The sequence below is a fragment of the Pseudomonas sp. H1h genome (genome assembly GCF_000633255.1).
Lineage (GTDB): Bacteria > Pseudomonadota > Gammaproteobacteria > Pseudomonadales > Pseudomonadaceae > Aquipseudomonas.
In genome coordinates this window covers 1-15,556 of record NZ_AYMJ01000047.1, presented here as the reverse complement: position 1 = coordinate 15,556, position 15,556 = coordinate 1, and the positions used below count along the sequence as shown (strand labels likewise).

Sequence of the window (15,556 nt, the reverse complement as noted above, 5' to 3'; positions counted from 1 at the left end):
GCGCTGTCGATCTTGTCGAATTCAACTACGGCCGAACCGAAAACTTCGGAGCAAACGCGAGTCAGAGCAGCGGTCAGAGTGGTTTTACCGTGGTCAACGTGACCAATGGTGCCAACGTTTACGTGCGGTAGGGAACGATCAAATTTTTCTTTAGCCACGACAATTAACTCCTAGCCTAAAGGGGCTGAATCAGCCTTGTTTTTTGGTAACGGATTCGACGATGTGCGACGGAGCCGTATCGTATTTTTTGAATTCCATAGAGTAGCTTGCGCGACCCTGAGACATGGAACGAACGTCGGTCGCATAACCGAACATCTCACCCAGTGGAACTTCGGCACGGATAACCTTGCCGGACACTGTGTCTTCCATACCCTGGATCATGCCGCGACGACGGTTAAGGTCGCCCATCACATCACCCATATAGTCTTCAGGCGTAACAACCTCTACCGCCATGATCGGCTCGAGCAACTCACCACCGCCCTTCTGGGCCAGTTGCTTGGTCGCCATGGAAGCAGCCACTTTAAACGCCATCTCGTTGGAGTCGACGTCGTGGTAAGAACCATCGAACACGGTAGCCTTCAGGCCGATCAGCGGATAGCCGGCTACAACGCCGTTCTTCATCTGCTCTTCGATACCCTTCTGGATAGCCGGGATGTATTCCTTAGGAACCACACCACCTACTACTTCGTTCACGAATTGCAGACCTTCCTGACCTTCGTCAGCAGGAGCAAAACGGATCCAGCAGTGACCGAACTGGCCACGACCGCCGGACTGACGAACGAACTTGCCTTCGATTTCGCAGTTCTTCGTGATGCGCTCACGATAGGAAACCTGAGGCTTACCGATGTTAGCTTCGACGTTGAACTCACGGCGCATCCGGTCAACCAGGATGTCCAGGTGCAGCTCGCCCATGCCGGAGATGATCGTTTGACCAGTCTCTTCATCAGTCTTGACGCGGAAAGACGGGTCTTCCTGAGCAAGTTTGCCCAGAGCGATACCCATTTTTTCCTGGTCATCCTTGGTCTTAGGCTCTACGGCAACCGAAATAACCGGCTCCGGGAAGTCCATACGTACCAGGATGATTGGCTTGTCAGCGTTGCAGAGGGTTTCACCAGTGGTGACGTCCTTCATGCCGATCAGGGCCGCGATGTCACCAGCGCGTACTTCCTTGATCTCTTCACGGGCGTTTGCGTGCATTTGCACCATACGACCCACGCGCTCTTTCTTGCCTTTAACCGAGTTGATCACGCCGTCGCCGGAGTTCAACACGCCCGAGTAAACACGGACGAAGGTCAAGGTACCCACGAATGGGTCGGTAGCGATTTTGAACGCCAGAGCAGCAAACGGCTCGTCATCACTTGCGTGACGCTCCATCTCCTCTTCCTCGTTATCAGGGTTGGAACCCTTGATAGCAGGAATGTCGGTCGGAGCAGGCAGGAAGTCGATAACGGCGTCGAGAACCAGGGGAACACCCTTGTTCTTGAACGACGAACCGCAAACGGCCAGAACGATTTCGCCGGCGATAGTACGCTGACGCAAAGCAGCTTTGATCTCTTCGATCGACAGCTCTTCGCCTTCCAGGTACTTGTTCATCAGCTCTTCGTTGGCTTCGGCGGCAGCTTCAACCATGTTGTTGCGCCACTCTTCAGCCAGCTCTTGAAGCTCGGCAGGAATGTCCTTGCGAACAGGGACCATACCTTTGTCAGAGTCGTTCCAGTAAACAGCTTGCATGTTGATCAGATCGATCTGACCCTGGAAGTTGTCTTCGGAGCCGATAGCCAGCTGAATCGGCACCGGAGTGTGACCCAGACGCTGCTTGATCTGACCGATCACGCGCAGGAAGTTGGCACCAGCACGGTCCATCTTGTTTACGTAAACAAGACGTGGAACGCCGTATTTGTTGGCTTGACGCCATACGGTTTCCGACTGAGGTTCAACACCCGAAGTACCGCAGAACACAACGACAGCGCCGTCGAGTACACGCAGGGAACGCTCAACTTCAATGGTGAAGTCTACGTGGCCCGGGGTATCGATTACGTTGAAGCGATGCTCGTGCGCATACTGCTTCTCGGAACCTTTCCAGAAGGCGGTGATGGCAGCAGAAGTAATGGTAATACCACGCTCCTGCTCCTGCACCATCCAGTCTGTGGTCGCGGCGCCGTCATGCACCTCGCCCATTTTGTGACTTTTGCCGGTGTAAAAAAGGACGCGCTCGGTGGTGGTGGTTTTACCAGCATCCACGTGAGCGACGATACCGATGTTACGGTAGCGACTAATCGGAGTAGTACGAGCCATAAAGCCCTCGCAAAATTAGTGAAGCTAAAATTAGAAGCGGTAGTGCGAGAAAGCTTTGTTAGCTTCGGCCATACGGTGCACGTCTTCACGCTTCTTAACAGCAGCACCTTTACCTTCAGCAGCATCCAGCAGTTCGCCAGCCAAGCGCAGAGCCATAGACTTCTCGCCACGCTTACGGGCGAAGTCTACCAACCAGCGCATTGCCAGAGCGTTACGGCGGGAAGGACGAACCTCGACCGGAACCTGGTAAGTAGCACCACCAACGCGGCGCGACTTCACTTCGACCAGCGGAGCGATGGCGTCGAGTGCTTTTTCGAAGAGTTCCAGGGGATCGGTGCCGGCCTTACGAGCCTTCACGGTTTCCAGGGCACCATAAACGATACGTTCGGCAACGGCTTTCTTGCCGCTTTCCATAACGTGGTTCATGAATTTGGCGAGGATCTGGCTTCCGTATTTCGGATCGTCCAGAATCTCACGCTTTGCTGCTACGCGACGTCTTGGCATGATAAGCCCTCAAGCGGTCTTCAGGTTAGCTCGGGACAGATCCAATGGATGCGTGCCCGACCTTACTCTTATCGACTCAATAAAATGAAAATCTGCAAAACGGCCGATTACTTCGGACGCTTGGTACCGTACTTCGAACGACCCTGGTTACGGCCTTTAACGCCGGAAGTATCCAAGGAGCCGCGAACGGTGTGGTAACGAACACCTGGCAAGTCTTTTACACGACCGCCGCGGATCAGTACCACGCTGTGCTCTTGCAGGTTGTGGCCTTCACCACCGATGTACGAGGAAACCTCGAAACCGTTGGTCAGACGCACACGGCATACTTTACGCAGTGCCGAGTTAGGTTTTTTCGGCGTAGTGGTGTACACACGGGTGCACACGCCACGACGTTGCGGGCAGTTCTGCAGCGCAGGTACGTCGGATTTCTCGACGATACGCTTACGCGGCTGACGTACCAGCTGGTTGATAGTTGCCATCTACTAGCTCCACTGTTGTCTTGCGACGCTATTGTCTTGCAAGAAAAGCAAAATGGCAGGAACGGATTCCCGCCAAATTTAGGGGATCAAGAGTCTAAAGAGGATCTTGTCCCCAGTCAAGGCAAGGCCCCGACCTCCCCGCCTGTCGAACCTTGACAATATGTCTCGATTCGACGAACGGAGCGATCAGGGCCTCAGCTCATTTACCGCAGAACTCAGTTACCGCTCGAGTTCAGCGCTTCGGTCAGTGCAGCTTCCACTTCACTGGCGCTTACGCGCAACGGTTTGTCAGCATCACGGCGACGCTTGCGCTCGCTGTGATAAGCCAGACCGGTACCGGCCGGGATCAGACGACCCACGACCACGTTTTCTTTCAGGCCGCGCAGGTAATCGCGCTTGCCGGTGACTGCCGCTTCGGTCAGTACACGGGTGGTTTCCTGGAAGGAAGCCGCCGAGATGAACGATTCGGTGGACAACGACGCCTTGGTGATACCCAGCAGAACGCGAGTGAACTTGGAGACAAACTTGTCTTCCGCGCCCAGACGCTCGTTCTCTACCAGTACGTGAGTCAGTTCCATCTGGTCGCCCTTGATGAAACTGGAATCGCCGGATTCGGAGATCTCAACTTTACGCAGCATCTGACGCAGAATGGTCTCGATGTGCTTGTCGTTGATCTTCACGCCTTGCAGACGGTAAACGTCCTGGATCTCGTTAACGATGTACTTGGCCAGCGCGCTTACACCCAGCAGACGCAGGATGTCGTGCGGATCGCTTGGACCGTCGGAGATAACTTCGCCGCGGTTTACCTGTTCGCCTTCGAACACGTTCAGGTGACGCCACTTCGGAATCAGCTCTTCGTACGGATCGCTACCGTCGTTCGGGGTAATAACCAGACGGCGCTTGCCTTTGGTCTCTTTACCGAACGCGATGGTGCCGCTGACTTCAGCCAGAATCGACGCTTCTTTCGGACGACGGGCTTCGAACAGGTCAGCAACACGCGGCAGACCACCGGTGATGTCACGAGTCTTCGAAGTTTCTTGCGGGATACGAGCGATAACATCACCGATCGCGATCTTCGCACCGTCCGCAACACCGACCAGGGCGTTGGCTGGCAGGAAGTACTGAGCGATAACGTCAGTGCCTGGCAGCAACAGATCCTTGCCGTTGTCGTCGACCATCTTAACTGCTGGACGGATTTCTTTGCCCGCAGCTGGACGATCTTTCGCGTCGAGTACTTCAATGTTGGTCATACCGGTCAATTCGTCAGTCTGACGCTTGATCGTGATGCCCTCTTCCATGCCCACGTAGGTCACGGTACCTTTCATTTCGGTAACGATTGGGTGAGTGTGCGGATCCCACTTGGCCACGATTGCGCCAGCGTCGACCTTGTCACCTTCTTTAACCGAAATCACAGCACCGTACGGCAGCTTGTAGCGCTCGCGCTCACGACCGAAGTCATCAGCGATGGCCAGCTCACCGGAACGGGACACAGCAACCAGGTGACCATCCACTCGCTCAACGTGCTTCAGGTTGTGCAGACGGACGGTACCGCCATTCTTCACCTGAACGCTGTCGGCTGCGGAAGTACGGCTTGCCGCACCACCGATGTGGAACGTACGCATCGTCAGCTGGGTACCCGGTTCACCGATGGACTGGGCAGCGATAACGCCGACCGCTTCACCGATGTTCACCTGATGACCACGAGCCAGATCACGGCCGTAGCACTTGGCGCAAATGCCATAGCGGGTTTCGCAGCTGATCGGCGAACGCACGATCACTTCGTCGATGCTGTTCAGCTCGATGAACTCGACCCACTTCTCGTCTACCAGAGTACCAGCAGGAACGATGACGTCCTCGGTGCCTGGCTTGAACACGTCACGAGCAATAACACGACCCAATACGCGCTCACCCAACGGCTCTACAACGTCACCGCCTTCAATGTGCGGAGTCATCAGCAGACCGTGCTCGGTGCCGCAATCGATCTCGGTTACAACCAGATCCTGCGCCACGTCTACCAGACGACGAGTCAGGTAACCGGAGTTCGCAGTTTTCAACGCGGTATCCGCCAGACCTTTACGAGCACCGTGAGTGGAGATGAAGTACTGAAGTACGCTCAAACCTTCACGGAAGTTCGCAGTAATCGGCGTTTCAATGATGGAACCGTCTGGCTTGGCCATCAGACCACGCATACCGGCCAGCTGACGAATCTGTGCTGCGGAACCCCGCGCACCCGAGTCGGCCATCATGTACATCGAGTTGAAAGACTCTTGATCGACCTCAACGCCATGACGGTCGATAACCTTCTCTTTCGAGAGGTTGGCCATCATTGCCTTGGAAACTTCGTCGTTCGCTTTCGACCAAAGGTCGATCACTTTGTTGTACTTCTCGCCCTGGGTTACCAGGCCGGAGGCGTACTGGCTCTCGATCTCTTTCACTTCATCGGTGGCTGCACCGATGATGCGGGCTTTCTCGTCCGGGATAACGAAGTCGTTAACACCGATGGAAACGCCGGAGATGGTCGAGTAAGCGAAACCGGTGTACATCAACTGGTCAGCGAAGATCACGGTCTCTTTCAAACCAACCACGCGGTAGCACTGGTTGATCAGCTTGGAGATCGCCTTTTTCTTCATTGGCAGGTTGACGACATCGTACGACAGACCTTTTGGCACAACCTGGAACAGCAGCGCACGGCCGACAGTGGTGTCGACAATACGGGTACCGCTCACGCTGTTGCCGTCACGGTCGTTGACGGTTTCGTTGATACGAACTTTGACCTTGGCGTGCAGTGCGGCTTCGCCGGCACGGAACACACGGTCAACTTCCTGCAGATCCGCGAACACACGACCTTCGCCTTTGGCGTTGATCGCTTCACGAGTCATGTAGTACAGACCCAATACAACGTCCTGCGACGGAACGATGATTGGCTCACCGTTGGCTGGCGACAGAATGTTGTTGGTCGACATCATCAACGCACGCGCTTCGAGCTGGGCTTCCAGCGTCAGCGGTACGTGCACGGCCATTTGGTCGCCGTCGAAGTCGGCGTTGTACGCGGCGCAGACCAGAGGGTGCAGCTGGATAGCCTTACCTTCGATCAGTACCGGTTCAAACGCCTGGATACCCAGACGGTGAAGGGTCGGTGCACGGTTGAGCAGAACCGGGTGTTCGCGAATCACTTCAGCGAGAACGTCCCAGACCTCTGGCAGTTCGCGCTCGACCATTTTCTTGGCGGCTTTGATGGTGGTCGCGAGACCACGCATTTCCAGCTTGCCGAAAATGAACGGCTTGAACAGCTCGAGAGCCATCTTCTTCGGCAGACCGCACTGATGCAGACGCAGGGTCGGGCCTACGGTAATTACCGAACGACCGGAGTAGTCAACACGCTTACCGAGCAAGTTCTGACGGAAACGACCCTGCTTACCCTTGATCATGTCAGCCAGGGATTTCAGAGGACGCTTGTTGGAACCGGTGATAGCGCGGCCACGACGACCGTTGTCGAGCAGAGCATCGACAGCTTCCTGCAACATACGCTTTTCGTTGCGCACGATGATGTCCGGAGCGGACAGATCCAGCAGGCGCTTCAAACGGTTGTTACGGTTGATCACTCGACGATACAGATCGTTGAGGTCGGAAGTCGCGAAACGACCGCCATCGAGCGGGACCAGCGGACGCAGATCTGGCGGCAGAACCGGCAGAACGGTCAGCACCATCCACTCTGGCAGGTTGCCGGAACCCTGGAAGGCTTCCATCAACTTCAGACGCTTGGAAAGCTTCTTGATCTTGGTTTCGGAGTTGGTTTGCGGAATCTCTTCACGCAGACGGCCAATCTCGTGCTCCAGATCGATAGCGTGCAGCAGTTCACGGACAGCTTCAGCACCCATGCGGGCATCGAAGTCGTCACCGAACTCTTCCAGCGCTTCGAAGTACTGCTCGTCGTTCAGCAGCTGACCTTTTTCAAGGGTGGTCATGCCTGGATCGATAACGACATAGCTCTCGAAGTAGAGAACGCGTTCGATATCACGCAGGGTCATGTCCATCAGCAAGCCGATACGGGACGGCAGCGATTTCAGGAACCAGATGTGGGCAACCGGCGAAGCCAGTTCGATGTGCGCCATGCGCTCACGACGAACCTTGGCCAGTGCAACTTCAACGCCGCACTTCTCGCAGATCACACCACGGTGCTTCAAGCGCTTGTACTTACCGCACAGGCACTCGTAATCCTTTACCGGGCCAAAGATCTTGGCGCAGAACAGACCGTCACGCTCAGGTTTGAACGTACGATAGTTGATGGTTTCCGGCTTTTTAACTTCACCGAACGACCACGAGCGGATCATCTCAGGCGAGGCCAATCCGATACGGATGGCGTCGAACTCTTCGACTTGACCCTGGTTTTTCAGCAAATTCAGTAGGTCTTTCAAGGCCTTTCCTCCTGGCGGAGCAGAGAGCGGGCAGTCCTGCCCCGCTCTCGATCGCGTCACGTGTTATTCGGTTTCCAGATCGATATCGATGCCGAGGGAACGAATTTCCTTGATCAACACGTTGAAGGACTCGGGCATGCCCGGCTCCATACGGTGATCGCCATCCACGATGTTTTTGTACATCTTGGTACGGCCGTTCACATCGTCCGACTTCACTGTGAGCATTTCTTGCAGAGTGTAAGCGGCACCGTATGCTTCCAGTGCCCAGACCTCCATCTCCCCGAAACGCTGACCACCGAACTGCGCCTTACCACCCAGCGGCTGCTGGGTAACCAGGCTGTACGAACCGGTAGAACGCGCGTGCATCTTGTCGTCTACCAAGTGGTTCAGCTTCAGCATGTACATGTAGCCAACGGTAACTGGACGCTCGAACTTGTTGCCGGTACGGCCGTCAGTCAGCTGCATCTGGCCGCTTTCCGGCAGGTCTGCCAGTTTCAGCATGGCCTTGATTTCGCTTTCCTTGGCACCGTCGAACACTGGAGTGGCCATTGGAACACCGCCACGCAGGTTCTTCGCCAGATCCAGGATTTCCTGATCGGAGAAGCTGTCCAGATCTTCGTTACGACCGCCGATCTGGTTGTAGATCTCGTCCAGGAAAGTACGCAGCTCAGCGACTTTACGCTGCTCTTCGATCATCCGGTTGATCTTCTCGCCCAGACCTTTGGCCGCGAGGCCCAGGTGGGTTTCAAGGATCTGACCGACGTTCATACGCGAAGGTACGCCCAGCGGGTTGAGGACCACATCGACCGGGGTGCCATTGGCATCGTGCGGCATGTCTTCAACCGGCATGATCACGGAGACCACACCTTTGTTACCGTGACGACCGGCCATCTTGTCGCCCGGCTGGATGCGGCGACGGATTGCCAGGTAAACCTTGACGATTTTCAGCACGCCTGGAGCCAGGTCATCGCCCTGCTGCAGTTTGCGCTTCTTGTCTTCGAACTTGTCGTCCAGCAGACGGCGACGATCAACGATGTAGGCCTGAGCCTTCTCGAGCTGCTCGTTCAGAGCATCTTCAGCCATGCGCAGTTTGAACCACTGACCATGCTCAAGACCGTCGAGAACTTCGTCGGTGATGTCCTGACCTTTCTTCAGACCGGCGCCGCCTTCAGCCTTGTGGCCTACCAGAGCGGAGCGCAGACGTTCAAAGGTCGCGCCTTCAACGATACGGAACTCTTCGTTCAGATCCTTGCGGATCTCGTCCAACTGAGACTTCTCGATCGACAGTGCACGAGCGTCACGCTCAACGCCATCACGGGTGAAGACCTGTACGTCGATGACAGTGCCTTTGGTACCGGTAGGTACGCGCAGGGAGGTGTCTTTAACGTCGCTGGCTTTTTCACCGAAGATCGCACGCAGCAGTTTTTCTTCCGGAGTCAGTTGGGTCTCGCCTTTCGGAGTGACCTTACCAACCAGGATGTCGCCTGCGCCTACTTCAGCACCTACGTAAACGATACCGGCTTCGTCCAGCTTGTTCAGTGCAGCTTCACCCACGTTCGGGATGTCCGCAGTGATTTCCTCTGGGCCAAGCTTGGTGTCACGGGCCACACAGGTCAGTTCCTGAATGTGGATCGTGGTGAAACGGTCTTCCTGAACCACACGCTCGGACAGGCAGATGGAGTCTTCGAAGTTGAAGCCGTTCCATGCCATGAACGCGATGCGCATGTTTTGGCCCAGCGCCAGTTCACCCATGTCGGTGGACGGGCCGTCGGCCATGATGTCGCTACGCTGAACGCGATCACCCTTGCTCACCAGCGGACGCTGGTTGATGCAGGTGTTCTGGTTCGAGCGGGTGTATTTGGTCAGGTTGTAGATGTCGACACCAGCTTCGCCGGTTTCAACTTCATCATCAGCAACACGAACCACGATACGGCTGGCGTCGACGGAGTCGATCACGCCGCCACGACGAGCCACGACGCAAACGCCGGAGTCACGGGCTACGTTACGCTCCATGCCGGTACCTACCAGCGGCTTGTCAGCGCGCAGGGTTGGTACAGCTTGACGCTGCATGTTCGAACCCATCAACGCACGGTTGGCGTCGTCGTGCTCGAGGAACGGAATCAGCGACGCTGCAACCGAAACTACCTGCTTCGGCGAAACGTCCATCAAGGTGACTTCTTCAGGCGCCTTGACGGTGAATTCGTTCAGGTGACGTACAGCTACCAGTTCGTCGATCAGGACTTTCTGGTCGTTCATGGTCGCCGAAGCCTGCGCGATCACGTGATCGGCTTCTTCAATAGCGGACAGGAACACGATCTCGTCGGTGACCACACCCTCTTTAACCACGCGGTACGGGCTTTCCAGGAAGCCGTACTGGTTGGTGCGAGCGTAAGCAGCCAGGGAGTTGATCAGACCGATGTTCGGACCTTCCGGCGTTTCAATCGGGCATACACGACCGTAGTGAGTCGGGTGTACGTCACGGACTTCAAAGCCTGCGCGCTCACGAGTCAGACCACCAGGGCCGAGTGCAGAGACACGACGCTTGTGGGTGATCTCGGACAGCGGGTTGTTCTGGTCCATGAACTGCGAGAGCTGGCTGGAACCGAAGAACTCTTTCACCGCCGCAGCCACTGGCTTGGCGTTGATCAGGTCTTGCGGCATCAGGCCTTCGCTTTCAGCCATCGACAGACGCTCTTTGACCGCACGCTCAACACGCACCAGGCCAACGCGGAACTGGTTCTCGGCCATTTCGCCTACGCAGCGAACACGACGGTTACCCAGGTGGTCGATGTCATCGACGATGCCTTTACCGTTACGGATGTCGACCAGAGTCTTCAGTACCGCGACGATATCTTCCTTGCACAGCACGCCCGAACCTTCGATCTCGGTACGACCGATACGACGGTTGAACTTCATCCGGCCGACCGCAGACAGATCGTAGCGCTCAGGGCTGAAGAACAGGTTGTTGAACAGGGTTTCGGCAGCGTCTTTGGTTGGCGGCTCGCCTGGACGCATCATGCGATAGATCTCGACCAGCGCTTCCAATTGGTTGCTGGTGGAGTCGATCTTCAGAGTGTCAGAGACAAACGGACCACAGTCGATGTCGTTGGTGTACAGAGTTTCGATGCGAACAACGCCGGCCTTGGCAATTTTTGCCAGGACTTCGGTGTTCAGCTCAGTGTTGCACTCTGCCAGGATTTCGCCGGTAGCCGGGTGCACGATGACCTTGGCGGTGGTGCGACCCAGGACGTAGTCCAGAGGTACTTCCAGCGTCTTGATACCGGCTTTTTCGATCTGGTTGATGTGGCGCGCGGTAATACGGCGGCCCGCTTCAACGATGACCTTGCCCTTCTCGTCCTGGATATCCAGAACCGCGATTTCACCACGCAGGCGCGATGGCACCAGTTCCAGGCTGAGGGTTTCGCCGCTCAGGTGGAAGACGTTGGTGGTGTAGAACGCGTCGAGCACTTCTTCAGTGGTGTAACCGAGCGCACGCAGCAATACCGAGGCCGGCAGCTTGCGACGACGGTCGATACGCACGAACACGCAGTCTTTCGGGTCGAACTCGAAGTCCAGCCACGAACCGCGGTAAGGAATGATACGCGCCGAGTACAGCAGTTTACCGGAGCTGTGCGTCTTGCCACGGTCGTGGTCGAAGAACACGCCCGGGGAACGGTGCAGCTGGGAAACGATAACACGCTCGGTACCGTTGATTACGAAGGTACCGTTCTCAGTCATCAATGGGATTTCACCCATATAGACTTCTTGCTCTTTGATGTCCTTGATCGCTTTGTTCGACGACTCTTTGTCGAAAATGATCAGGCGCACTTTTACCCGCAAAGGTACGGCGAAAGTTACACCGCGCAATACGCATTCTTTGACATCAAATGCCGGTTCGCCCAGGCGATAACCGACGTACTCCAGCGCAGCATTGCCGGAGTAGCTGATGATCGGGAAAACGGATTTGAAGGCCGCATGCAGGCCCACGTCGCGGAACTGATCTTTAGTCGCTCCCGCTTGCAAGAATTCACGATACGAATCCAGCTGGATGGCCAGGAGGTACGGCACATCCATGACGTCCGGCAACTTGCTAAAGTCCTTGCGGATACGTTTTTTCTCAGTATATGAGTAAGCCATCAGCGTTCCCCAGCTTGGTCACCTGCTTGTTTGGCCCCTCCCGACGGGAGCAGCCAGAAAATCGTGCAAACCCCATGGTTTGCGCCACCGCATCGGGTGGTTACAGCGCCTTTATCAGCACCGACCCAGTCGGCTGCCAATAACGGAAAAAGGCCGGTGGCAAGAGCCACCAGCCATCAGCCTGTCGCTTGACGCTCGGGCTGGAGGAGCAAAGTCGATACTTATTTCAGCTCGACTTTAGCGCCTGCTTCTTCCAGCTTCTTCTTGGCGTCTTCAGCAGCTTCTTTCGAAACGCCTTCAGCTACAACCTGAGGAGCGCCGTCTACTTTCTCTTTGGCTTCTTTCAGGCCCAGACCGGTCAGTTCACGAACTGCCTTGATCACGTTAACCTTCTTCTCGCCAGCTTCCAGCAGAACAACGTTGAACTCGGTTTGCTCTTCAACAACAGCGGCAGCAGCAGCTGGACCAGCCGAAGCAGCAGCAGCGGTAACACCGAAGGTTTCTTCCATCGCTTTGATCAGCTCAACGATTTCCACTACGGATTTCTGGCCGATTGCTTCGATGATTTGTTCGTTAGTCAGAGACATGACTCAATTCCTGAATTGGGGGACGGCCTTCGCGACCATCGAAATAAACAAAAAACGCGAGAAGTTGACGAGCCTTAGGCTGCGGCAGCTTCTTTCTGGTCGCGAATTGCCGCCAGAGTACGAGCCAACTTGCTGGTAGCGCCTTGAATCACGCTCATCAGCTGAGAAATTGCTTCGTCACGGGTCGGCAGAGTTGCCAGTACGTCGATCTGATTAGCTGCGAGGAACTTGCCCTCGAACGCAGCTGCCTTGATCTCGAACTTGTCCTGACCCTTGGCAAACTCTTTGAAGATACGGGCAGCAGCGCCCGGATGTTCGTTCGAGAATGCAATCAGGGTCGGGCCGGTGAACACGTCGTTGAGAACACTGAATTCAGTGTCAGCAACAGCGCGCTTGAGCAGGGTGTTACGTACAACGCGTACGTAAACGCCAGCTTCACGAGCCTCTTTACGGAGTCCGGTCATTGCGCCTACTGTTACGCCACGGGCATCAACCACGACAGCGGACAGAGCGACTTTGGCAGCCTCGTTGACTTCAGCGACGATGGCCTTCTTGTCTTCGAGATTAATTGCCACGGGTTTAACTCCTGCTTGTTACCGTTTCACTCGGCCGAAACCGAATGTCGTTTTGGTGTCTGATTCGGTAAGGAACCGGGAGCACCATCTGCGTAGGCTTATGGTTTAAGGCTTGCGCCGCCTACGGTCTTGGATAGCCCCCGCCAGGCAGGGACCCCAATCTTTCAATTGGCGCGAACAGTCGCGCCAACCTTTGTCTTACGCGTCCAGCGAGCTCTGGTCGATAACCAGACCTGGGCCCATAGTGGTGCTCAGGGTAACGCGCTTGACGTAAATACCTTTCGAAGAAGCTGGTTTGATGCGCTTCAGATCAGCGATCAGAGCTTCAACGTTTTCCTTCAGCTTGACGGCATCAAAGCCGATCTTGCCAACGGAAGTGTGGATGATGCCGTTTTTGTCGGTGCGATAACGAACCTGACCAGCCTTGGCGTTTTTAACCGCGGTGGCTACGTCTGGAGTAACGGTGCCGACTTTCGGGTTAGGCATCAGGCCACGTGGACCGAGGATCTGACCCAGTTGACCTACAACGCGCATGGCATCCGGGGATGCGATCACTACGTCATAGTTCAAGTCGCCGCCTTTCATTTCGGCAGCCAAGTCGTCCATACCTACACGGTCAGCGCCGGCAGCCAGAGCGGCCTCAGCAGCTGGACCCTGGGTGAACACAGCAACGCGAACGGTCTTGCCAGTGCCGTGTGGCAGCACAGTAGCGCTACGAACAACCTGGTCAGATTTACGCGGGTCTACACCCAGGTTTACAGCAACGTCAAACGACTCGCTGAACTTGACAGTCGACAGCTCAGCCAGCAGAGCAGCAGCATCTACAATGTTGTAGGCCTTGCCTGCTTCGATTTTGCCGGCGATAGCCTTTTGACGCTTGGTCAGCTTAGCCATTACACACCCTCCACGTTAAGGCCCATGCTACGAGCAGAACCGGCGATAGTACGCACGGCTGCATCCATATCAGCTGCAGTCAGATCCGCGTTTTTGGTTTTCGCGATTTCTTCCAGCTGAGCACGGGTAACAGTGCCAACCTTAACGGTGTTCGGACGAGCGGAACCGCTGGTCAGACCGGCCGCCTTCTTCAGCAGAACCGAAGCAGGGGTGGATTTGGTTTCGAAAGTGAAGCTACGGTCGCTGTAGACAGTGATGATCACTGGAGTCGGCAGACCTGCTTCAAGACCCTGAGTACGGGCGTTGAAAGCCTTGCAGAATTCCATGATGTTCACGCCGTGCTGACCCAGAGCAGGACCAACAGGTGGGCTTGGGTTAGCCTGAGCGGCCTTCACTTGCAGCTTGATGTAAGCGGTAATCTTCTTGGCCATGAGGCACTCCAATTACGGGTTCGAACGCCTCGAAAGGCTCCCCGGTTACTTGCGCGTTTATCCCAGTGACGACAAAACCCCACAGCCTAGGGCTGCGGGGTTGGGATGCTTGTTCAGTTAGACCTTTTCGACCTGACTGAACTCCAACTCTACCGGAGTAGAGCGACCGAAAATAAGCACTGCCACTTGGACACGGCTCTTTTCGTAGTTAACTTCTTCGACAGTGCCGTTAAAGTCAGCGAATGGGCCGTCAGTAACACGAACCACTTCACCTGGCTCAAACAAAGTCTTCGGCTTCGGCTTATCACTACCATCAGCCACACGACGCAGGATGGCTTCCGCCTCTTTGTCGGTAATTGGCGCAGGCTTGTCAGCGGTACCGCCAATAAAGCCCATCACCCGAGGAGTATCCTTGACCAAGTGCCAAGTACCCTCATTCATATCCATCTGAACCAGCACGTAACCTGGGAAGAACTTACGCTCGCTTTTGCGCTTCTGGCCATTACGCATTTCAACCACTTCTTCAGTGGGAACCAGAATCTCGCCGAAGCCATCTTCCATGCCAGCCAGCTTTACGCGCTCGATCAGCGAGCGCATCACATGCTTCTCGTAACCCGAGTAAGCATGCACAACATACCAACGCTTAGCCACGGGACACCCTTAGCCGACAATCAAGGAAACAAGCCAACCGAGCAGGGAATCAAGACCCCACAACAGCAACGCCATAACCAGAACAACAGCCACCACAATCAGGGTGGTCTGCGTGGTTTCTTGGCGAGTTGGCCACACGACTTTACGAATCTCGGTACGAGCTTCCTTAACCAGCACAAAGAAAGACTTGCCCTTCGCAGTCTGCAGGCCTACAAAGGCAGCTACAGCAGCAATGACAAGCAATGCGAGTACACGGTACAGGATCGGCGAAGCAGAGTAATACTGATTGCCAACAACGCCAACAACCACCAAAGCGACAACTACAAGCCACTTGAGCAGATCGAAGCGAGAGCCTTGAGCTTCAGCTTTAGGAGTCATCTATGAAGATCCTGTGAAAAGAAAGCCAGACACACCGAGTGAATCTGGCAGGTCAGGAGGGAATCGAACCCCCAACCTACGGTTTTGGAGACCGTCGCTCTGCCAATTGAGCTACTGACCTAAAACAAAATCAGGCCGACCATTATGCCGGCCCGAAAAATACATTACAACCGCTTATTCGATGATTTTAGCTACGACGCCAGCGCCAAC

12 protein-coding genes and 1 tRNA gene are annotated in these 15,556 nt (G+C 55.5%); all 13 read right to left on the bottom strand.

Going from position 1 to position 15,556, the window contains the following annotated elements:
• Positions 1-158 (bottom strand): GTP-binding protein (locus tag U862_RS29885; protein ID WP_238556644.1); only part of this gene is annotated, 158 nt, incomplete at its 3' end.
• A 31-nt stretch (positions 159-189) separates the two neighbouring features.
• The gene (gene fusA / locus U862_RS0128775; RefSeq protein WP_025113549.1) at positions 190-2,295 is read right to left on the bottom strand and encodes an elongation factor G; all 2,106 of its coding nucleotides are present in this window, start codon (positions 2,293-2,295) and stop codon (positions 190-192) included.
• 30 nt (positions 2,296-2,325) lie between these two features.
• A complete protein-coding gene (gene rpsG, locus U862_RS0128770) occupies positions 2,326-2,799 on the bottom strand; it encodes a 30S ribosomal protein S7 (RefSeq protein ID WP_003228745.1) in 474 nt (157 codons plus the stop codon).
• Positions 2,800-2,906: 107 nt separating this feature from the next.
• Positions 2,907-3,278, bottom strand: coding sequence for a 30S ribosomal protein S12 (gene rpsL, locus U862_RS0128765; protein ID WP_003186084.1), 372 nt, complete (start codon positions 3,276-3,278; stop codon positions 2,907-2,909).
• Positions 3,279-3,493: 215 nt separating this feature from the next.
• Positions 3,494-7,693, bottom strand: coding sequence for a DNA-directed RNA polymerase subunit beta' (gene rpoC, locus U862_RS0128760; protein ID WP_025113548.1), 4,200 nt, complete (start codon positions 7,691-7,693; stop codon positions 3,494-3,496).
• A gap of 63 nt (positions 7,694-7,756) precedes the next feature.
• Positions 7,757-11,830, bottom strand: a complete 4,074-nt coding sequence (gene rpoB, locus U862_RS0128755; protein ID WP_025113547.1) for a DNA-directed RNA polymerase subunit beta — start codon at positions 11,828-11,830, stop codon at positions 7,757-7,759.
• A gap of 221 nt (positions 11,831-12,051) precedes the next feature.
• The gene (gene rplL / locus U862_RS0128750) at positions 12,052-12,417 is read right to left on the bottom strand and encodes a 50S ribosomal protein L7/L12 (RefSeq protein ID WP_003228750.1); all 366 of its coding nucleotides are present in this window, start codon (positions 12,415-12,417) and stop codon (positions 12,052-12,054) included.
• 74 nt (positions 12,418-12,491) lie between these two features.
• Positions 12,492-12,992, bottom strand: coding sequence for a 50S ribosomal protein L10 (gene rplJ / locus U862_RS0128745; protein WP_025113546.1), 501 nt, complete (start codon positions 12,990-12,992; stop codon positions 12,492-12,494).
• A 198-nt stretch (positions 12,993-13,190) separates the two neighbouring features.
• The gene (rplA, locus tag U862_RS0128740) at positions 13,191-13,886 is read right to left on the bottom strand and encodes a 50S ribosomal protein L1 (protein WP_003228754.1); all 696 of its coding nucleotides are present in this window, start codon (positions 13,884-13,886) and stop codon (positions 13,191-13,193) included.
• Positions 13,886-14,317 (bottom strand): 50S ribosomal protein L11, encoded by a 432-nt coding sequence (rplK, locus tag U862_RS0128735; protein WP_003228756.1) that lies wholly within the window; start codon positions 14,315-14,317, stop codon positions 13,886-13,888. Before rplK ends, rplA begins: the two co-directional genes overlap by 1 nt.
• A gap of 117 nt (positions 14,318-14,434) precedes the next feature.
• Positions 14,435-14,968 (bottom strand): transcription termination/antitermination protein NusG, encoded by a 534-nt coding sequence (gene nusG / locus U862_RS0128730; protein WP_025113545.1) that lies wholly within the window; start codon positions 14,966-14,968, stop codon positions 14,435-14,437.
• Between the two features lie 9 nt (positions 14,969-14,977).
• Positions 14,978-15,346: a preprotein translocase subunit SecE gene (secE, locus tag U862_RS0128725; protein WP_007916493.1), complete on the bottom strand. Its 369-nt coding sequence runs from the start codon at positions 15,344-15,346 to the stop codon at positions 14,978-14,980.
• Positions 15,347-15,391: 45 nt separating this feature from the next.
• Positions 15,392-15,467 (bottom strand) — tRNA-Trp (locus U862_RS0128720).
• Between the last annotated feature and the right edge of the window lie 89 nt (positions 15,468-15,556).